Annotated in this window: 15 protein-coding genes, 2 tRNA genes and 1 riboswitch; of the genes, 5 read left to right on the plus strand and 12 right to left on the minus strand. The window is 71.7% G+C overall.

The features are described 5' to 3' along the window. Window positions 1-22: 22 nt before the first annotated feature. Window positions 23-370, minus strand: a complete 348-nt coding sequence (locus ABD345_RS02825) for a DUF4233 domain-containing protein (RefSeq protein WP_344550059.1) — start codon at window positions 368-370, stop codon at window positions 23-25. Between the two features lie 6 nt (window positions 371-376). Continuing rightward, a complete protein-coding gene (folC, locus tag ABD345_RS02830) occupies window positions 377-1,768 on the minus strand; it encodes a bifunctional tetrahydrofolate synthase/dihydrofolate synthase (protein ID WP_344550060.1) in 1,392 nt (463 codons plus the stop codon). Window positions 1,769-1,935: 167 nt separating this feature from the next. Between folC and ABD345_RS02835 the strand changes: the two genes are divergently transcribed. Beyond that, window positions 1,936-3,507, plus strand: coding sequence for a chitinase (locus tag ABD345_RS02835; protein ID WP_344550061.1), 1,572 nt, complete (start codon window positions 1,936-1,938; stop codon window positions 3,505-3,507). Window positions 3,508-3,571: 64 nt separating this feature from the next. Here the strand turns inward: ABD345_RS02835 and ABD345_RS02840 are convergent, their stop codons facing one another. Further along, window positions 3,572-4,102, minus strand: coding sequence for a hypothetical protein (locus ABD345_RS02840; protein WP_344550062.1), 531 nt, complete (start codon window positions 4,100-4,102; stop codon window positions 3,572-3,574). A gap of 271 nt (window positions 4,103-4,373) precedes the next feature. Next, a complete protein-coding gene (locus ABD345_RS02845; protein ID WP_344550063.1) occupies window positions 4,374-7,013 on the minus strand; it encodes a valine--tRNA ligase in 2,640 nt (879 codons plus the stop codon). A 160-nt stretch (window positions 7,014-7,173) separates the two neighbouring features. Between ABD345_RS02845 and ABD345_RS02850 the strand changes: the two genes are divergently transcribed. Both ABD345_RS02850 and ABD345_RS02855 read left to right on the plus strand, forming a co-directional pair. Beyond that, the gene (locus ABD345_RS02850; protein WP_344550064.1) at window positions 7,174-8,133 is read left to right on the plus strand and encodes a hypothetical protein; all 960 of its coding nucleotides are present in this window, start codon (window positions 7,174-7,176) and stop codon (window positions 8,131-8,133) included. Between the two features lie 44 nt (window positions 8,134-8,177). Beyond that, window positions 8,178-8,975 carry a hypothetical protein gene (locus ABD345_RS02855; protein WP_344550065.1) on the plus strand — a complete coding sequence of 266 codons (798 nt, stop codon included), beginning with the start codon at window positions 8,178-8,180 and terminating at the stop codon, window positions 8,973-8,975. Window positions 8,976-9,086: 111 nt separating this feature from the next. Here ABD345_RS02855 and clpX read toward each other — a convergent pair whose 3' ends face one another. The 5 genes from clpX to ABD345_RS02880 form a co-directional block, all read right to left on the minus strand. Further along, on the minus strand, window positions 9,087-10,373 hold the full coding sequence (clpX, locus tag ABD345_RS02860; RefSeq protein WP_014135752.1) for an ATP-dependent Clp protease ATP-binding subunit ClpX: 1,287 nt from the start codon (window positions 10,371-10,373) through the stop codon (window positions 9,087-9,089). A gap of 279 nt (window positions 10,374-10,652) precedes the next feature. Further along, complete coding sequence (locus tag ABD345_RS02865) at window positions 10,653-11,315, minus strand: ATP-dependent Clp protease proteolytic subunit (RefSeq protein ID WP_176187896.1); 663 nt, start codon at window positions 11,313-11,315, stop codon at window positions 10,653-10,655. 44 nt (window positions 11,316-11,359) lie between these two features. After that, window positions 11,360-11,989, minus strand: a complete 630-nt coding sequence (locus tag ABD345_RS02870; RefSeq protein ID WP_051816579.1) for an ATP-dependent Clp protease proteolytic subunit — start codon at window positions 11,987-11,989, stop codon at window positions 11,360-11,362. 261 nt (window positions 11,990-12,250) lie between these two features. Then, a complete protein-coding gene (gene tig, locus ABD345_RS02875; RefSeq protein WP_344550067.1) occupies window positions 12,251-13,642 on the minus strand; it encodes a trigger factor in 1,392 nt (463 codons plus the stop codon). Window positions 13,643-13,869: 227 nt separating this feature from the next. Continuing rightward, a tRNA-Pro gene (locus tag ABD345_RS02880) sits at window positions 13,870-13,943 on the minus strand. A 149-nt stretch (window positions 13,944-14,092) separates the two neighbouring features. Here ABD345_RS02880 and ABD345_RS02885 point away from each other — a divergent pair. Then, window positions 14,093-14,166: transfer RNA gene (locus tag ABD345_RS02885), tRNA-Gly, on the plus strand. Window positions 14,167-14,308: 142 nt separating this feature from the next. Here the strand turns inward: ABD345_RS02885 and ABD345_RS02890 are convergent. The 3 genes from ABD345_RS02890 to ABD345_RS02900 all read right to left on the minus strand — a co-directional run bounded on the left by ABD345_RS02890 (window position 14,309) and on the right by ABD345_RS02900 (window position 17,758). Continuing rightward, the gene (locus ABD345_RS02890) at window positions 14,309-15,328 is read right to left on the minus strand and encodes a M23 family metallopeptidase (RefSeq protein ID WP_344550068.1); all 1,020 of its coding nucleotides are present in this window, start codon (window positions 15,326-15,328) and stop codon (window positions 14,309-14,311) included. A 5-nt stretch (window positions 15,329-15,333) separates the two neighbouring features. Continuing rightward, window positions 15,334-15,452: riboswitch (cyclic di-AMP (ydaO/yuaA leader) on the minus strand. A 409-nt stretch (window positions 15,453-15,861) separates the two neighbouring features. Beyond that, window positions 15,862-16,056, minus strand: coding sequence for a hypothetical protein (locus ABD345_RS02895; RefSeq protein WP_344550069.1), 195 nt, complete (start codon window positions 16,054-16,056; stop codon window positions 15,862-15,864). A 490-nt stretch (window positions 16,057-16,546) separates the two neighbouring features. After that, complete coding sequence (locus ABD345_RS02900; protein WP_344550070.1) at window positions 16,547-17,758, minus strand: PP2C family protein-serine/threonine phosphatase; 1,212 nt, start codon at window positions 17,756-17,758, stop codon at window positions 16,547-16,549. A gap of 149 nt (window positions 17,759-17,907) precedes the next feature. Between ABD345_RS02900 and ABD345_RS02905 the strand changes: the two genes are divergently transcribed. Beyond that, window positions 17,908-19,161 carry a GNAT family N-acetyltransferase gene (locus ABD345_RS02905; protein ID WP_344550071.1) on the plus strand — a complete coding sequence of 418 codons (1,254 nt, stop codon included), beginning with the start codon at window positions 17,908-17,910 and terminating at the stop codon, window positions 19,159-19,161. Window positions 19,162-19,180 lie beyond the last annotated feature (19 nt).

Genomic DNA, 19,180 nt, shown 5'->3' on the forward strand with positions numbered 1-19,180 from the left:
TCACGGGCCGGGCGGACGGCGGTCAGACGGCGGCCGGCTCCGCGGCGGCGGCCCGCTGCGCCTTGAGCTCGTCGATCCTGCGGCCGTAGTGCACCGAGCACCACCACAGCCCGCCGAAGACGACGCCGAAGACGTACATGGTCGGCAGCACCAGCCCGCTGGCCAGCACCGCCACCTGCAGCGCCCAGCCGACCTGCACCGCGCCGGGGCGGGTGATCGCGCCGCAGAGCAGCACGCACAGCACGATCGCCGCCGCGCTGACCGCCCAGATGGTGCCGGTGCCGACGTCGGTGAGCTTCATCGCGACCAGGCCGGCGAACATGATCAGCAGCGCCTCGCCGATCAGCGTGGAGGAGCACAGGGTGCGCATCTGCGGTTACTTCCTTCCGAACAGCAGGCGCGCCTCGCCCACCGTGATGACGGAGCCGGTGACCAGGACGCCCGCGCCGCCGAGGTCCTCCTCCTCGGCCAGGGTGACGGCGGCGTCGATCGCGTCGTCCAGCCGCGGCTCGACCTGCACCCGGTCCTCGCCGAAGACCTCCACGGCGATCGCGGCCAGCCGGTCGACCGGCATCGCGCGGTGGGTGGAGTTCTGGGTGACCACGACCTCGGCGAGGATCGGCTCGAAGACCTCCAGCAGGCCGGTGACGTCCTTGTCGCCGCTGGTGGCGATCACGCCGACCAGCTTGGTGAAGCCGAACGCCTCGCCGATCGCGGCGGCGGCGGCCTGCGCGCCGTGCGGGTTGTGCGCGGCGTCCAGGATGACGGTGGGGCTGCGCCGGACCACCTCCAGCCGGCCCGGGGAGGAGACGCCGAACAGCGCCTGCCGGACCTTCTCCTCGTCCAGGTGCTCGGCGCCGCCCTGGCCGATGCCGAAGAACGCCTCGACGGCGGCCAGCGCGAGGGCGGCGTTCTGCGCCTGGTGGTCGCCGTGCAGCGGGATGAAGAGGTCCTGGTACTCGTGGCCGCCGAGGCCGCGCAGGGTGACCAGCTGGCCGCCGATCGCGACCTCGCGGCGCAGCACGCCGAACTCCATGCCCTCGCGGGCCACCGTGGCGTCCACCTCGACGGCGCGGCGCAGGATCTGCTCGGCGGCGTCCAGCTGCTGCTGGGCGACCACCGCGAGCGCGCCGGGCTTGATGATCCCGGACTTCTCGACCGCGATCTTCCCGGTGGTGTCGCCGAGCTTGTCGGTGTGGTCCAGGCCGATCGGGGTGATCACGGCGACCTGGGCGTCGATCACGTTGGTGGCGTCCCAGGTGCCGCCCAGGCCGACCTCGACCACCGCGACGTCCACCGGGGCGTCCGCGAAGGCGGCGTAGGCCATGCCGGTGAGCACCTCGAAGAAGGACATCGCGATCGGCTGAGCGGCGTCCACCATCCGCACGTAGGGCTCGACGTCCCGGTAGGTCTCGACGAACCGCTCGGGGCTGATCGGCGCGCCGTCCAGGCTGATCCGCTCGGTGACCGACTCCACGTGCGGCGAGGTGTAGCGGCCGGTGCGCAGCTCGAAGGCGCCGAGCAGCTGCTCGATCATCCGGGCGGTGGAGGTCTTGCCGTTGGTGCCGGTGATGTGGATCGAGGGGTAGGAGCGCTGCGGCTGGCCGAGGATGTCCATCAGCGCCTCGATCCGGTCGCGCGAGGGCTCCATCTTGTTCTCCGGCCAGCGGGTGGCCAGCTCGGCCTCGACGGCGCGCAGTTCGGGGTCGGTGCCGCCGGAGTCGGCGGGACGGACGGTGTAGGGGTTGGGCTCGGCCTTGTCGCTCACCCCGCCAGTCTAAGGACTCCGTGCGCCCGGCCCGGAGGGGCGCCCCGGGGCGCAGGCCCTCTTGACACCGGAATTGGTCTACTCCACCGTGTGAGTCGCTCCCACCGCTCCCCGCTCGAAGCTCCCCGCACCGCACCCCCATCGACACTCCCCCACATGGAGATGGCATGCGTGCACTACCGCCCCAACCACAGCCCCGCCGGCGCACCGGACGGGCCCTGCTCGCCGGCCTGGTGGCGGCCTCCACCGGCATGGTCGGCCTGCTGATGGCCGGCACCGGCACGGCCACCGCCGACGTCGCGCCCAGCGTGAACGTGATCGCCAACGGCGACTTCGCGGCCGGCAACCACATCAGCCCGTGGACCTGCGGCCCGACCGTCACCGCGGTCAACAACGCCGCCACCGGCTGGGACCTGCAGGGCTCCCCGGCCGGCACCGACTACGCCAACTGCAGCCAGAGCGTCACCGTGCTGCCGAACTCGACGTACACCCTGAGCGCCGTGGTGCAGGGCGGCTACGTGTTCGCGGGCGTCACCGGCACCGGCGGCACCGACCCGTCCACCTGGAGCTCCAACTCCGGCTGGAACACCCTGACCTCGACCTTCACCACCGGCGCGTCCACCACCTCGGTGTCGGTGTGGTTCCACGGCTGGTACGGGCAGACCCCGTTCACCGTGGACAAGGTCTCGCTGGTCGGCCCGGGCACCGCGCCCAACAGCCCGTCGCCCTCGCCGTCACCGACGGTCATCGTCGACCCGACGCCGACGAACAGCACCTCGGCGTCCCCGACGCCCCCGCAGTCGAGCCCGCCGCCGTCCCCGACCGTCAGCCCGACCGCGCCGCCGCAGCGCAAGCACCTGCTGACCGGCTACTGGCAGGACTTCTACAACGGCGCCACCCCGCAGCGGATCAGTGACGTCCCGGCCGCGTACGACATCATCGCGGTGGCCTTCGCGGACGCCACCAGCACCCAGGGCGGGCTCAGCTTCACCCTGGACCCGACGCTCTCCTCCAAGCTCGGCGGCTACACCGAGGCCCAGTTCAAGGCCGACATCGCGGCCAAGCGGGCGGCCGGCAAGAAGGTGATCATCTCGGTCGGCGGGCAGAACGGCACCGTCTCGGTGGCCAACTCCACCGCGGCGACCAACTTCGCCAACTCGGCCTACGGCCTGATCCAGCAGTACGGCTTCGACGGCATCGACATCGACCTGGAGAACGGCGTCAACTCCACCTACATGTCGCAGGCGCTGCACACCCTGGCGGCCAAGGTCGGCTCCGGGTTCGTGCTGACCATGGCGCCGGAGACCATCGGCATGCAGTCCACCGGCGGCGAGTACTTCAAGCTGGCGCTGGCCACCAAGGACATCCTGACCATCGTCAACATGCAGTACTACAACAGCGGGGCGATGCTCGGCTGCGACGGCGGCGTGTACTCGCAGGGCACCGAGAACTTCCTCACCGGCCTGGCCTGCATCCAGCTCCAGGGCGGCCTGCGGCCCGACCAGGTCGGCCTCGGCGTCCCGGCGTCCACCAGCGCGGCGGGCGGCGGGTACATCAGCCCGGCGACCGTGAACAACGCGCTGGACTGCCTGGCCTCCGGCACCAACTGCGGTTCGTTCAAGCCGAGTCAGACCTGGCCGACGATCGGCGGCGCGATGACCTGGTCCACCAACTGGGACGCCACCGCGGGCAACCCGATCGCCAACACGATCGGCGCGCACCTGCACGCGATGCCGTGACCTGATCCGGCGCGCGCGTCCCGGGGCGGGAACCACCCGCCCCGGGGCGCGCAGTGACGATCCGTCAGTACGTGCCGCGGGGCATCGGCAGCCGGCCGGCGTGCCGGCGACGCAGCTCGGCGGCGATCTCCTCGGCCTCGCCCTCCGGCAGCAGCGGCAGCATCATCGCCACCGCCTGCACCAGGCCGCCGAGCAGGTAGGTGGTGTCGGGCGTGCCGGCCACCAGGGTGCGGACCTCGGCCACGTCGCCCGCGGCGACGGCCTCCAGCAGCAGGGCGGCCCCGGCCGCCTCCTCGTCCACCGGCACCTGCGCGGTGTCGTGCGGGGCGCGCCGGGCGAGGCCGCGCAGCACCCGGTCGGCGACCTCGGGGGCGTACGCCTTGCGGACCGCCTCGGCGGCGATCCACACCAGCAGGGTGGCCACCTCGCGCTCGACGTGCTCGGCGAGCAGCCGGTCCAGCTCGGTGTCGAAGGCCACCTGGTTCCCGTGCCGGAATGCCAGCAGCAGCGTCGCCGCCCTGGCCTTGGCCGCCTCCACCTCTTCCCTCGGAAGTTCCTCCGAAAGTTCGTCGGCCAACTCCCCGGTCGCCATCATGCGCGCACCCTCCGTTCGTGCCCCGCCCGAATGGGAACTTCGCCCACCGTACACATCGGAAGTGCAAAGGTCGCTGAACGCGCGGGGATCGGCAACGCAATGCATTCCAATTGGCTCGGCACGCCAATTGCCGCGTAATGACGCCGAATAGGGGGTGCGCCACCGGTACCGCGACGCGCGGGCAAGGGAATTGACAGACCGCCGGGAACAACTCGGGAAAAGGCGGAGGGCCGCCGCCCCCGGGGGAGCGACGGCCCTTCCTGACGTGCGGTCAGCCCTGCGGCAGCGCCGCGAGTTGGGCGGTGATCCGCTCGATGTCGGCATCGGCGGCCGCCAGTCGGGTGCGGATCTTGGCGACCACCTCGTCCGGCGCCTTGGCCAGGAACGCCTCGTTGCCGAGCTTGCCGTTGGCCTGCGCCTTCTCCTTCTCGGCCGCCGCCAAGTCCTTCTGCAGGCGCTTGCGTTCGGCCGGGACGTCGATGGTGCCGGACAGGTCGAGCTCGACCGTCGTGCCGGCCACCGGCAGCGAGGCGGTGGCGTGGAAGCCCTCCTCCGGCTGCGTCAGGCGCACCCGGGAGCGGATCGCCGCCTCGTGCGCCTCCAGCCGGTGGCCGGCCAGCGCCAGCCGGGCCGGGACCTTCTGGGCGTCCCGCAGGCCCTGGGCCTCGCGGAACCGGCGGATCTCGACGATCAGTTGCTGGAGCTGGGCGATCTCCGACTCGGCGTCGGCGTCCCGGTAGCCGGAGTCCTTCGGCCACTCGGCGACCACCACCGACTCGGCGCCGGTGAGCGCCGTCCAGAGCGCGTCGGTGACGAACGGGACGATCGGGTGCAGCAGGCGCAGCGTCACGTCGAGCACCTCGCCGAGGACCCGGCGGGCGTGGTCGGCCCGCACGCCGCCCTCGTTCAGCGTGGTCTTGGAGAGCTCGACGTACCAGTCGAAGACCTCGTCCCAGGCGAAGTGGAACAGCGCGTCCGAGAGCTTGGCGAACTGGTAGTCGTCGTACAGGGCGTCGGCCTCGGCGACGGTCGCGTTCAGCCGGGACAGGATCCAGCGGTCGGCGGCGGTCAGCTCCTCCGGCGCGGGCAGCGGGCCCTCGACGGTGGCGCCGTTCATCAGGGCGAAGCGGACGGCGTTCCAGATCTTGTTGCAGAAGTTGCGCGAGCCCTGGACCCAGCTCTCGCCGATCGGCACGTCCGCACCGGGGTTGGCGCCGCGGGCCAGCGTGAAGCGGACGGCGTCGGCGCCGTAGGCGTCCATCCAGTCCAGCGGGTCGACCACGTTGCCGAAGGACTTCGACATCTTCTTGCCGAACTCGTCGCGGACCAGGCCGGTCAGCGCGATGGTGTGGAACGGCGCCTGGCCGTCCATCGCGTACAGGCCGAACATCATCATCCGGGCGACCCAGAAGAAGATGATGTCGTGGCCGGTCAGCAGCACGTCGGTCGGGTAGAACTTCTCCAGGTCCGGGGTCTTCTCCGGCCAGCCGAGGGTGGAGAACGGCCACAGGCCGGAGGAGAACCAGGTGTCCAGGACGTCGGTGTCCTGGTGCCAGCCCTCGCCGGCGGGCGGCTGCTCGTCCGGTCCGACGCAGACGACCTCGCCGTCCGGGCCGTACCAGACCGGGATCCGGTGGCCCCACCAGAGCTGGCGCGAGATGCACCAGTCGTGCATGTTGTCGACCCAGTCGAAGTAGCGGCGCTCCAGCTCCTTCGGGTGGATCTGCACCCGGCCGTCGCGGACCGCGTCGCCCGCGGCCTTGGCCAGCGGCTTGACGTCGACCCACCACTGCAGCGACAGCCGCGGCTCGACCACGGTCTTGCAGCGCGAGCAGTGGCCGACCGCGTGGTCGTACGGGCGCTTCTCGGCGACGATCCGGCCCTGCTCGCGCAGCGCGCCGACCACGGCGGCGCGGGCGTCGTGCCGGTCCAGGCCGAGGAACGGGCCGTGCACCGTGATGGTGCCGCGCTCGTCCATCACCGTCAGGTTCGGCAGGTTGTGGCGCTGGCCGATGGCGAAGTCGTTCGGGTCGTGCGCCGGGGTCACCTTGACGGCGCCGGTGCCGAACTCCGGGTCGACGTGCTCGTCGGCGACGACCGGGATCTCCCGGTCGGTCAGCGGCAGCTTGACCGTCCGGCCGACCAGGTGCGCGTAGCGCTCGTCGGACGGGTGGACGGCGATCGCGGTGTCGCCCAGCAGGGTCTCGGCCCGGGTGGTGGCGACCACGATCGAGTCCGCGCCGTCGCCGTAGCGGATCGAGACCAGCTCGCCGGGGACGTCCTCGTGGTTGACCTCGATGTCGGACAGCGCGGTCAGGCAGCGCGGGCACCAGTTGATGATGCGCTCGGCGCGGTAGATCAGGCCGTCGTCGAAGAGCTTCTTGAAGATGGTCTGGACGGCCTGCGAGAGGCCCTCGTCCATGGTGAAGCGCTCGCGGGACCAGTCCACGCCGTCGCCGAGGCGGCGCATCTGGCCGAGGATCCGGCCGCCGTAGTTCTCCTTCCACTCCCAGACCTTGTCGACGAAGGCCTCCCGGCCCAGGTCGTGCCGGGACAGGCCGGCCTCGGCGAGCTGCTGCTCCACCTTGTTCTGGGTGGCGATGCCCGCGTGGTCCATGCCCGGGAGCCAAAGCGCCTCGAAGCCGAGCATCCGCTTGCGGCGGGTCAGCGCGTCCATCAGCGTGTGCTGGAAGGCGTGGCCCAGGTGCAGCGCGCCGGTGACGTTCGGGGGCGGGATGACGATGGTGTACGCCGGCTTCTCGCTCTTCGCGTCGGCCGTGAAGTAACCGCGCTCGACCCAGCGCTCGTACAGCTCGCCCTCTACCTCGGCCGGGGCGTAGGTCGTCGGGAGGGTGGCTGCGTCGGCCCCGGGCTGCGAGCTCGTGGGGCGCTGGTTCGTGGTGTCGGTCACGACGCACAGTTTACGGAAGGCCGGACCGCGGTTACGAACCGATTGTGCGCGGACCACTCGGGCGCGCCGGGGGGGCCGTACGATAGCGTGCCGCATGGTAGACCATTCGACCGATGACACGGCCGCGCGACTCGTAAGCGGCGGGGGAGACTGACGACTGATGTACGGCCAGGGGCAGGGACCGCAGCAGTATCCGCAGGGGCAGCCGCAGCAGCCCTACGGCGCTCCGCCGCCGCCCCCGCAGCCGGGCTACGGCCAGCCGCAGCCCGGGTACGGGGCGCCGCAGCCGCAGTCGCAGCCCGGGTACGGCTACCCGCAGCAGCCGCCCGCCCCCCAGCCCGGCTACGGCCAGCAGCCCGGCTACGGCCAGCAACCCGGTTACGGCCAGCAGCCGCCCCAGCAGTACGGCGTGCCGCCGCAGCAGGGCTACGGCGGCTACCCGCCGCCGCCCCCGCCGGCCAAGGGCCGCGGCGGTCTGATCGCGGTGATCGTCATCGTGACGCTGGCCGTGATCGGCGGCGGCGCCTGGTGGGGCCTGAAGGGCGGCGGTGACAGCACCGACCCGGCCAAGGGCGCCGACACCAAGGCCAAGTTCAAGCTCGCGGCCCCGGAGAGCGTGGCGGGCTACACCAAGAAGTCCGCCCGCGACGGCAACGGCCTGACCGGTCTGGAGGGCGCCGGCACCTTCGAGTCCTCGATCAGCATCTCCTTCCAGAAGGGCGAGGGCGGCATCGCCAGCCTGAGCGGCACCTGGGGCACCGTGGACGACCCGAACAAGGCCGCCAACGCCATGGTCGCCAAGGTCGAGCAGACCCTCGACGACTCCAACGGCGAGGCGGACGGCGACGGCAAGGTCACCTGGAAGCAGAAGTTCAAGAGCTTCGACGCCAAGGACTCGAAGGACCCGGGCAGCCAACTGCGTTGCGCGGTGGTCAACATCACCGTCACCGTGAGCGGCAAGGAGACCTCGCAGGACCAGCCCGCCTGCGTCTTCGCCACCCACTCCACGCTGGGCAGCATCAGCGCGAGCGACGTCGACCCGACCGCCCAGCCGCTCTCGATCGACCAGATGGCAGCGCTGGCCCGCCAGATCCGGGACGCCTCCACCGTGGCCAAGTAGACCCCGCACCACCTTCTTCTTCACGTGTGAACGGAGCCCCAGCCGTGTCCGACAACCAGTTCGGCCCGCCGCAGTCCGGTTTCGGGCCGCCGCAGGCCCCCGGCGCCCCCATACCCCCGCAGGGCGCGCCCGGCGCCCCGCAGCAGCAGCCCGGGTACGGCTACCCGCAGCCCCAGCAGCCGCAGCAGTCCTGGGGCGGGGCCGCGCTCCCGCCCCAGGGCTACCCGGCCGGCGCCCCCGGCTACCCGGCCGGTTACCCGGCTCCGCCGCAGAAGTCCTCCCGCAAGGGCCTGTGGATCACGCTGTCGATCGTGTCCGCGGTGATCCTGGCCGGTGCCGGCGTGGTCGGCTACCTCGCCTACGACACCGTCTCCAAGACCGGCAAGTACAAGCTGGTCCTGCCCGCGAACTTCCAGGGCATGAGCAGCGAGGCCGGCGCGGACACCGCCCAGGGGCTGGCCGACAGCATCAAGAAGGACTCCGACCTGGTGATGGACGGCACCGTCGCGGCCCTCTACACCACGGACGACCAGAGCCGGCTGGTGGTCGCCGCCGGTGGCTACGGCAAGATCACCCGGCCCGAGGCCCAGGTCGACGCGCAGTTCAAGCAGATGGAGGAGGAGGGGGACACCGTCTCCCAGAAGAAGTCGGTGGACGCCGGGCCGCTCGGCGGCACGATGTCCTGCGCCGTCGTGACCAGCTCCGACACCGAGCTCAACGTCTGCGCCTGGGCCGACTACTCGACCCTGGTGATCGTCCTGGAGCAGGGCGACGACATCACCCTCGACAAGGTCGCCGCCGACTCCCGCGAGCTGCGCCAGACCTCCGAGATCCTCAAGTAGCCCCCGCCGCGCCGCGGTCGAGGCGCGAGCGGCGCACACGGGGAAGGGCCCCGCACCGGTGACGGTGCGGGGCCCTTCCCCGTTGCCCTCGGTGGCGGGCCGGGCGGCGCCTCAGGCGCTCTTCTCCCGGCGCTCGCGCTTGATCATGTCGCGCGGGACGAGGGTCGGGATCGCGTGCTTGGAGACGACGTCCCCGGTGACCACCACGCGGGCGACGTCCTGCCGGGACGGCACCTCGTACATCACGGACATCAGCACCTCCTCCATGATGGCCCGCAGACCGCGCGCGCCGGTGCCGCGCAGGATCGCCTGGTCGGCGATCGCCTCCAGCGCGTCCCGGGTGAACTCCAGCTCCACGCCGTCGAGTTCGAACAGCTTGCGGTACTGCTTCACCAGCGCGTTCTTCGGCTCGGTGAGGATCTGCAGCAGCGCCTCGCGGTCCAGGTTGTGCACGCTGGTGATGACGGGCAGGCGGCCGATGAACTCCGGGATCATCCCGAACTTCACCAGGTCCTCCGGCATCACCTGGCGGAAGTGGTCCGCCGAGTCGACCTCGCGCTTGGAGCGGATGGTCGCGCCGAAGCCGATGCCCTTGGCGCCGGCCCGGCCCTCGATGATCCGCTCCAGGCCCGCGAACGCGCCGCCCACGATGAACAGCACGTTGGTGGTGTCGATCTGGATGAACTCCTGGTGCGGGTGCTTGCGGCCGCCCTGCGGCGGCACCGAGGCGGTGGTGCCCTCCAGGATCTTCAGCAGCGCCTGTTGCACGCCCTCGCCGGAGACGTCCCGGGTGATCGACGGGTTCTCGCTCTTGCGGGCGACCTTGTCGATCTCGTCGATGTAGATGATCCCGGTCTCGGCCTTCTTGACGTCGTAGTCGGCCGCCTGGATCAGCTTCAGCAGGATGTTCTCGACGTCCTCGCCGACGTAGCCGGCCTCGGTCAGCGCCGTGGCGTCCGCGATCGCGAACGGCACGTTCAGCATCCGGGCCAGGGTCTGCGCCAGCAGCGTCTTGCCGGAGCCGGTGGGGCCCAGCAGCAGGATGTTGGACTTGGCCAGCTCGATCGCGTCGTCCCGGCCGCTGCCGCTGCGCCCGGCCTCGCCGGCCTGGACGCGCTTGTAGTGGTTGTAGACCGCGACCGACAGCGCCTTCTTCGCGAGGTCCTGCCCGACCACGTACTGGTCCAGGAACTCGTAGATCTCGCGGGGCTTCGGGAGCTCCTCGAAGCGCACCTCGGAGCTCTCGGCGAGCTCCTCCTCGATGATCTCGTTGCACAGGTCGATGCACTCGTCGCAGATGTACACGCCTGGCCCGGCGATCAGCTTCTTCACCTGCTTCTGCGACTTGCCGCAGAACGAGCACTTGAGCAGGTCGCCACCGTCTCCGATGCGTGCCACGAGGTGCTTCCCCTTCGCCAGGGGCCCCGCGGGGGTCGGGGCCTGGTGCTGTGAGACCGGCTGCGCCGTCGGCGGTCGGTCTGGTATCCGACGGTACTCTGCCGAGCCGCTGTTTCCGCCGACTTCGACCGCTCTGCCCTACGCCCTGGGCGAATTGATACCGAACAGATGCCGTCGCGGGCGCATGGACCCGACTGCCCATTGTGCGGGACGGGAGCCCGGACCGGAACGCCCCGGGGTGGTGCGTACGTCACGTACGCACCACCCCGGGGCGGCGGGTCAGTCGGTGTACGAGTTCTTCCGGGTCGAGACGATCTGGTCGATCAGCCCGTACTCCAGCGACTCCTCGGCGGTGAGGATCTTGTCGCGCTCGATGTCCTCGCGGACCTGCTCGACGTCCTTGCTGGAGTGCTTGGCCAGCATGGTCTCCAGCTGCTCGCGCATCCGGAAGATCTCCTTGGCCTGGATCTCCAGGTCCGACACCTGGCCGCGGCCGGTCTCGGTGTACGGCTGGTGGATCAGCACCCGGGCGTTCGGCAGCGCGAGGCGCTTGCCGGGGGTGCCCGCGGCCAGGATCACCGCGGCGGCCGAGGCCGCCTGGCCCATGCAGACCGTCTGGATGTCCGGCTTCACGAACTGCATGGTGTCGTAGATCGCGGTCAGCGCGGTGAACGAGCCGCCGGGCGAGTTGATGTAGAGCGAGATGTCCCGGTCCGGGTCCATCGACTCCAGGCAGATCAGCTGCGCCATGATGTCGTTCGCGGAGACGTCGTCCACCTGCGAGCCGAGGAAGATGATGCGCTCCTCGAACAGCTTGGCGTACGGGTCGTACTCGCGGATGCCCTGCGAGGTGCGCTCGACGAAGCGCGGGACGATGTAGCGGCCCTCGGCGCGCATGTCCTCCAGGCGGGCCTTCGCGCCCGACAGGCTGGGGATGTTCATGGTTTCTGGTCCTCCGAAGCGTGCGGTCAGGGTTGCGTTGCCGGTCAGCCGGCCAGGCCGGCGCCGGTACCGCCGCCGCCGGGGACGTCCGCGGCGCTGTGCATGATCTCGTCGATCAGGCCGTACGCCTTGGCCTCCTCCGGGGTGAACCAGCGGTCGCGGTCGGAGTCCGCGGTGATCTGCTCGAAGGACTGGCCGCTGTGGTGGGCGATGAGCTCCGACATCCGCTTCTTGGTGCGCAGCAACTGCTCGGCCTGGATCCGGATGTCGGTGGCGGAGCCGCCGAGGCCCGCGGAGGGCTGGTGCATCAGGATGTTGGCGTTCGGCAGCGAGAAGCGCTTGCCCTTGGCGCCCGCGGTCAGCAGGAACTGGCCCATCGACGCCGCCATGCCCATCGCGATGGTGACCACGTCGTTCTTGATGTACTGCATGGTGTCGTAGATCGCCATGCCCGCCGAGATGGATCCGCCCGGGGAGTTGATGTAGAGGTAGATGTCCTTCTCGGGGTCCGCCGCGAGCAGCAGCAGCTGGGCGGTGATCTTGTTGGCGATGTCGTCGTCGACCTGCTGGCCGAGGAAGATGATGCGCTCGTTGAGCAGCCGGTTGTAGACCTGGTCGCCCAGGCCGCCACCCACGTCGCCGCCGGCGGCGTGCGGTGCCATCGGGCCAGGCATCTGCATCTGCGGGAACGTCACTTAGCCACCTGCTCAGTCGATCTGCGTGTGTGTCGCTGTCCACCGACCCTAACGCGCAGGCCCCGCCGCTGAATCCCCCACGCAGAACTGTTCGCTGTGAGCGCAGGGTGAGCGGGGTGAGCAGGCCGAACTCGCGCTACCGGTACGGAGGAACGCGAACGGGCCCGGACACCGTGCGGTGTCCGGGCCCGTTCCCGGTTGCCTTCGCGGGCCCGCCGGCGGACCGGCGGGTCAGCGGGATCAGGCCTCGGCGGACTCCTCGGAGGTGCCCTCCGCGGCGGCCTCGGCGGCCTCGGTGGTCTCCTCCTCGTCGTCCTCGAAGGAGACGGTCTCGCCGTTGGTGTCGGTCACCTTGGCGGCCTCGACCACCAGGGCCAGCGCCTTGCCGCGGGCGACCTCGCCGACCAGCAGCTGGACCTGGCCGCCCTGGACGACCTGCTGGGCGAACTGGTCCGGGGTCAGGCCGGAGCCGGCGGCGCGGCGGATGAGGTGCTCGGTGAGCTCCTCCTGGTTGACGCCCAGCTCCTCGTTCTTGACGATCTGGTCCAGCACGAACTGGGTCTTGATGCCCTTCTTCGCCTGCTCCTCGGTCTCCTTCTCGTAGTCCTCGCGGGACTTGTCCTGGGAGGCGAGGTAGGTGTCGAGGGTCAGGCCCATCGGCTCCAGCTGGTGGTGCTCCAGGTTGTGCTTGCGGGTGCCGATCTCGTCCGCGAGCAGCTTCTCCGGGTACTCCATCTCGACGCGCGAGAGCAGCTCGTCGAGGACCTTCTCCTGGGCCTGGGTGGCCTGGTCGAACTCCTTCATGCGCTCCAGGCGCTTGACGGAGTCGGCGCGGAGCTCCTCCAGGGTGTCGAACTCGCTCGCCAGCTGCGCGAACTCGTCGTCCAGCTCGGGGAGTTCCTTCTCCTGGACGGTGGTCACGGTGACGGTGACCTCGGAGTCCTTGCCGACCTGGGTGCCGCCCTTGAGGGTGGTGGTGAAGGTCTTGGACTCGCCGGCGGACAGGCCGATCACGGCCTCGTCGATGCCGTCCAGCAGGCGGCCGGAGCCGATCTCGTAGCTCACGCCGGTGGCGGTGCCGTCCTCCGGCACCTCGCCGTCGACCTTGGCCTCCAGGTCGATCACGACGATGTCGTTCTCGCCGGCGGCGCGCTCGACGTCCTTGACGGAGGCGAAGCGCTCGCGGAGCTGCTCCAGCGACTTCTCGATGTCCTCGTCGCTGACCTCGATCGGGTCGACCACGACCGCGATCTCGGCGAACTCGGGCAGGGTGACCTCGGGGCGCACGTCGACCTCGGCGGTGAACTTGAGGTCACCGCCGTCGGCCAGGTTCTCGACACCCTCGATCTCGGTGATGTCGGGCTGGCCCAGGACGTCGATCTGGCCCTCGTCGACGGCCTGCGTGTAGAAGCGCGGAAGCGCGTCGTTGACGGCCTCCTCCAGCACCGCGCCACGACCGAAGCGCTGGTCGATCACCTTGTTCGGGATCTTGCCCTTGCGGAAGCCCGGAACGGTGACCTGCTGGTTGATCTTCTTGTACGCCGCGTCGAGGCTGGGCTTGAGCTCCTCGAAGGGCACCTCGACGGTGAGTCGAACCCGAGTGGGGTTCAGAGTCTCGACGGCGCTCTTCACGGTTGGGTCTCCTAGGGGGCTTGCGGTCAGGGCGATAGGCGGTTGGGGCTGCAATGCTGTCCGTACTACCGCCAGCGGTCCATCCTACCGGTACCACGAAAGCGACTGTGCCCGGCACCGGGGTGCGCGCGGGAGGCCGGGGGCCGGGGGCGGCGGCAACGACGACGCCGGGGGCGGCGGCAACGACAACAGGGCCCCGCCCGCTGACGAGACCCTGCCGCACACGGTCGGGGTGACCGGATTCGAACCGACGGCCTTCCGCTCCCAAAGCGGACGCGCTACCAACCTGCGCCACACCCCGTGGTGCCGAGCAGAAGAGTACACGTCGGCCCGCCCCGGACCGGGGCGATATCGGCGAGCCGACAACGGCGGAGGAGTGTGCAATCCACCGACCCGACCAGGTACGCTGGGGCGGTCCGCACCGCCTCGGGTGGTGGCGGACGCTCCTTTGCGGGTGTAGCTCAATGGTAGAGCCCCAGTCTTCCAAACTGGTCACGCGAGTTCGATTCTCGTCACCCGCTCCACGAGGCCGGAGGCCCCGACCGCAGCAGCGGTCGGGGCCTCCGCCGTTCCCGGGCTCCGCGCTCCGGGTCCGCGATCCGCGATCCGGGACGCCCGAAGGCCCCGCGCAGCGGAACGCGGGGCCTTCGGGGGTGGTGCCGGGGATCAGACGTTGACGCCGTGGGCCGCCAGGTAGGCGATCGGGTCGATGTCGGAGCCGTAGTCCGGGGTGGTGCGGATCTCGAAGTGCAGGTGCGGGCCGGTCACGTTGCCGGTGGCGCCGGAGAGGCCGATCTGCTGGCCCGCGGTCACGGCCTGGCCGGCCGAGACGGAGATCGAGGACAGGTGCGCGTACTGGGCGTACTTGCCGTCGGCGAGCTTGATGACGACCTGGTTGCCGTAGGCGCCGCCGTTGCCGGCCGAGACCACGGTGCCGTTGGCGATCGCCTTCAGGCTGGTGCCGGTGGCGACCGGGAAGTCGATGCCGGTGTGGTAGCCGCTGGACCAGCTGGAGCCCGCCACCTTGTAGCCGGTGGTGACGCTGCCCGGCGCGGGGGCGACGTAGCCGGAGGAGGAGCTCGCGGTGGAGCCGGTGGTGGTGGACGTGCCGGTGGTGGCGCTCCCGGTCGACGACTTCGCGGTGGACGACGAGGACGAGGCCGAGGAGGAGGACGACGAGGAGGTCGACTTCTGGGTCTGGGCCTGGGCCTGGGTCTTCGCGGTGCCGGTGCTCGACTTGGTCGAGGTCTTCGGGGCGGCGGTGGTGGCCGCGGCGTCCGAGGAGGTGGCGGCGGAGGTCGTCGCGGCGGCCTGGCCGTTGACGGTCAGCTGCTGGCCCGGGTAGATCAGGTTCGGGTTGCCGCCGATGACCGAGCGGTTGTCCTGGTAGAGCTTCTCCCAGCCGCCGTCCACGTTCTTCGCGGTGGCGATCTTGGAGAGGGTGTCGCCGGCGGCGACCCGGTAGGACTCCGCGGCCGGGGCGGCGGCGTCGGTGGTGGTGTCGGCGACGGGGGTGGCGTCGACCGAGACGTTGGCCCACTGGCGGGCGCCGTCGTGCTGGTCGGCGGTGTGCGCGGAGGCGGCGGTGACCGGGAGGCCGACCGCGGCGCCGGCGACGCCGGCGGCGATGGCGATGCGGACGACGGTGGCCAGGCGCGGCTTGCGGTGCTTGCCCTGAGCGGACATGAAGCTGTTCCTCTCCGACGCCTGCGAGGTGAGCTGTCGGGTTCGGGCGAGAGTTGCCCGGCCGCGCTGTGGCGGCTTCACCCCGAGCCGTCCCCGTGCGTTCCGGGTCCGGCGTACTACCTGTGGTTCCCCCGCTCCTGCCGTGGCGTGGTCTCTGGTCGGCACCGGGCGGCGGCAGGACTAGGCGTTCCGCTCGGCGACCAGCCCGGCCGATGTCCGGGCTGCGGAGGAAGCAAAACCCACGGCTCGCCGAGCTGGCAAGCGCCGAAAAGCCCCGTCCCCGGGCTCGGGAGGGGGCTGACGGTCCGCCAGGTCACGCTCCGCCGCCACCGGGCTGCGGTGCGCGTACGGGATCATGACGGTGCGCCCACGAACCAGGCACGGTGGGCGACTTCGGCCACCGTGCGCGCTCGGGCGCTGACCCGGCGTGACGATGCGGGTGACCCTGGTCACCCGCGGGCAGGACTCTGGGACGGTCCGGGGGGTGGCTCCCGTCCGTCGGAACGCGCTCCCCGGTCCGGTCGGACGGGGCGTCAGCCGGCGATGCCGGAGATCGCCTTGGAGACCGACTGGAGGAACTGGGTGATCGGGGCTGCCATGTTCGACTGGCTGAGCATGAAGCCGAAGAGCGCTGCCATGACGGCGTGGCCTGTCTTCAACTGCTTGTTGCGGATGAAGATGGCGACGATGATGCCGAACAGGACCAGGGCGGAGACGGAGAAGGCCACCGGGACTCACTTCCTCGATTCGTGGCGGGGATTCGGGTCGGAACCGGCGACGGCTCCAGGCGGAAACCGGCCCCTGCCCCCCGTGTCCCCACCACTCCATCCGGACTCAGTGTGGTCGCTCGTGCGGAGTGCGTAAAGGACTTGCCCCGTCACCCGGGGCCCCAACCCGCGTGCTGGGGCTGATTTTCGCCGACCGTGACGATAGCGGACGGGTCCTGACGGACCGTCGGCGGGCCGCGGTCCGCCGCGGTGGCGGCGGCAAAGCGGCAGGCAGGCCGGGCATCCGCCCACCGGCCGGGTATGCCAGTGGAATTGGCCGAAGATCAACGTCCGGGTTTGACACCCCGCGGGCACGTCCCGCGCACCTTTCCCGCGCACCCGGGCGCCCGCGGGATCCGCTCCGGCGCCCCGCGGGGCCGACCGCGGCGGTGCGCGGCGGCGTGTGCGCCGGACCCGCGCGCGGGCCGGGGCGGGCGGCGCCCGGTGCCGCTCAGCGGCGCCAGACCAGCAGCACCGCGCGGTCGTCGTTGACGTGCTTGGCCACGCTGTCGATCAGTCGGACCGCGGCGCCCGAGCGCCCGGCCACCGGGGTGGTGGCGACCAGCCGGTCGGCCTCGCCCATCAGCCGGTCCATGCCCTCGCCCAGGTCCCGGCCGGGGATCTCCACCATGCCGTCGGTGCACAGCATCAGCACGTCCCCGGGGCCCAAAGTGCCGCGCACGCCTTCGAACTTGGCGCCGTCGTAGACGCCGAGCAGCGGGCCCTCGGCCTCCTTGACCTCCCAGTGCCCGGCCCCGGCGAGGCGGTGCATGCCGGGGAGGTGGCCGGCCGACAGGAGCTCGTACTCGCCGCTGTCCAGGTCGACGACCAGGTGGACGGCGGTGGCGAAGCCCTCGGCCCAGTCCTGGCGCAGCAGGTAGCCGTTGGCGGCGGGCAGGAAGTCGTGGGCGGGCAGCGAGCCGAGCAGTCCGCCGAAGGCCCCGGAGAGCAGCAGGGCGCGGCTGCCCGCGTCCATGCCCTTGCCGGAGACGTCGGCGAGGACGACCTCCAGTACCCGGCCGCCGGGGCCGGTGCGGGCGGCGACCATGAAGTCGCCGGAGAAGGACTGGCCGCCGGCCGGACGCAGCGCGGTGTCGGTGTGCCAGCCGTCGGGCAGGACCGGGACGCGGCCCTGCACCCGGATCCGCTCGCGCAGGTCGAACAGCATGGTGGAGCCGCCGCGCCAGGGCACGCCGATCCGGCGGCGGAACTGGGCGACCAGCAGCCCGGCGACGCCGACCGCGCCGACCACCAGGGCCGCGCCGGGGGTGACGCCGTGCCGGTAGGCCGCGGGGAGGTCGCCGGCCAGTTGCTCGCCGGTGTGCACCACGGACTCGGTGATCAGGCCGCCGGCCGCGACGGCGTACAGCAGCACCAGGGTGCCGGGGCGCAGCAGCAGGGCGCCGGCCAGGACCGGCAGCACCAGGGCGGTGGGCGGGGCCCAGTCGGGGGCGACGATGTTGAGCAGCACCAGCAGCGGGACGGCCAGGGCGAGCGCGGCGAACGCCCACCAGTCGGCGCCGTCGCCGCGGAAGTAGTCGACGCCGGTGCGGCGCAGCCTGCGCCGGGCCCGGTACAGCGCCGCGCGCAGCCGGGCCGTCACGGGTTCGCGGGACGGTCGGCCGTCCCGGCCCGTCGCACTGGGACGCGCGCTGCCGGCCATGGGGACCGACCTTATCCACCGCCGGTGCCCGCGTCGACGGCCCGGGTGGCACCGGGTGCAGCGGAGGCCGGGTTTCGGCCGCCCGGGACACGTCAGGGCGGTGGCGTCATCGGCTCGCCGGGCGCGGGGGCCGGTGGTAGGCAGGCGGCATGACGATTCGACACCCCGAACTGAGCGTCCGGCCGCTGCGCGCCGAGGAGTGGGACACCTGGTACCGGACGGTGGAGGTGGCCTTCGGCGGCGACCAGGAGTCCCCGCAGGAGCGGGAGCTGTGGCGGCGGCTGATCGGGGTGGAACGCACCCTGGCCGTCTGGTCGGACGGTCAACTGGTGGGTGGGGGAGGCTCGTTCGACTTCCGGCTGGTGGTGCCGGGCGGGGCGGTGGTGCCGGCGGCGGGGGTGGCCGCGGTGGGGGTGCTGCCGACGCACCGGCGGCGGGGCGCGCTGACCGCGCTGATGCGCGGCCAGTTGGACGGGGTGCGGGCGGCCGGGGAGCCGCTGGCGGTGCTGACCGCGTCCGAGCCGGTGATCTACGGCCGCTTCGGGTACGGGCCCGCCACCCGCAAGGCGGCGGTGTCGATGCTGCGAGGCCGGGTGCGGGTGCACACCCCGGAGCGGGACGGCGGGGTGGTGCTGCGGCTGGCCGACCCGGTCGCCGAACTGCCGCGCTGCGAGGAGCTGTACGCCCGGCTGGCCACCGCCCGGCCGGGCACCCTGCTGCGGCGGCCGGGCTGGGAGGCCGTCCCGGTGCTGGACGTGCCGTCCGGGCGGGGCGGCTTCTCGCCGCTGCAGTGCGTGCTGGCCGAGGACCCGGGGAGCGGTGAACTGCTGGGCTACGCCCGGTACGCGGTGAAGTCGGAGTGGACCGACCGGGGCGCGGCCGGGGTGGTGCGGGTGCGGGTGGTGCAGGCCGGACGGCCGTGGGTGGCGGCCCGGTTGTGGGAGTTCCTGCTGGACCTGGACCTGACCGAGCGGGTGGAGGCGGACAACCTGCCGGTGGACGACGCGCTGCTGCACCTGGTGTCGGACGTCCGGCACCTGCTGCCGCGGATCGTGGACGGGATGTACCTGCGGCTGGTGGACCTGCCGGCGGCGCTGGAGGCGCGCGGGTACCCGGCGGCGGTGGACGTGGTGCTGGGGGTGACCGACGCGTTCTGCCCGTGGAACGCGGGGCGCTGGCGGCTGACGGCGGCGCCGGGCGGGCCGGTCTCCTGCGTGCGCACCGGCGATCCGGCCGAACTGGAGCTGGACGTCCGCGAGTTGGCCTCGGTGTACCTGGGCGGCGGTTCGCTGGCGGCGCTGGCCGCGGCGGGCCTGGTGCGCGAGCTGCGGCCGGGGACGCTGGGGCCGGCCTCGGCGGCGTTCCGCTCGGACCTGGAGCCCTGGCTGCCGCACGGCTTCTGAGCGCGGCCGGGCGGGGGCG

This window comes from Kitasatospora saccharophila (assembly GCF_039529925.1).
Taxonomy (GTDB): Bacteria; Actinomycetota; Actinomycetes; order Streptomycetales; family Streptomycetaceae; genus Kitasatospora; species Kitasatospora saccharophila.

Coding starts and splice junctions, on each gene's coding strand:
- ABD345_RS02905 (WP_344550071.1), top strand. CDS start 17,908: ATGACGATTCGACACCCCGAACTGAGCGTCCGGCCGCTGCGCGCCGAG.
- ABD345_RS02840 (WP_344550062.1), bottom strand. CDS start 4,102: ATGATGGCGACCGGGGAGTTGGCCGACGAACTTTCGGAGGAACTTCCG.
- ABD345_RS02900 (WP_344550070.1), bottom strand. CDS start 17,758: ATGGCCGGCAGCGCGCGTCCCAGTGCGACGGGCCGGGACGGCCGACCG.
- ABD345_RS02865 (WP_176187896.1), bottom strand. CDS start 11,315: ATGAACATCCCCAGCCTGTCGGGCGCGAAGGCCCGCCTGGAGGACATG.
- ABD345_RS02890 (WP_344550068.1), bottom strand. CDS start 15,328: ATGTCCGCTCAGGGCAAGCACCGCAAGCCGCGCCTGGCCACCGTCGTC.
- ABD345_RS02835 (WP_344550061.1), top strand. CDS start 1,936: ATGCGTGCACTACCGCCCCAACCACAGCCCCGCCGGCGCACCGGACGG.
- ABD345_RS02870 (WP_051816579.1), bottom strand. CDS start 11,989: ATGCCTGGCCCGATGGCACCGCACGCCGCCGGCGGCGACGTGGGTGGC.
- ABD345_RS02825 (WP_344550059.1), bottom strand. CDS start 370: ATGCGCACCCTGTGCTCCTCCACGCTGATCGGCGAGGCGCTGCTGATC.
- ABD345_RS02850 (WP_344550064.1), top strand. CDS start 7,174: ATGTACGGCCAGGGGCAGGGACCGCAGCAGTATCCGCAGGGGCAGCCG.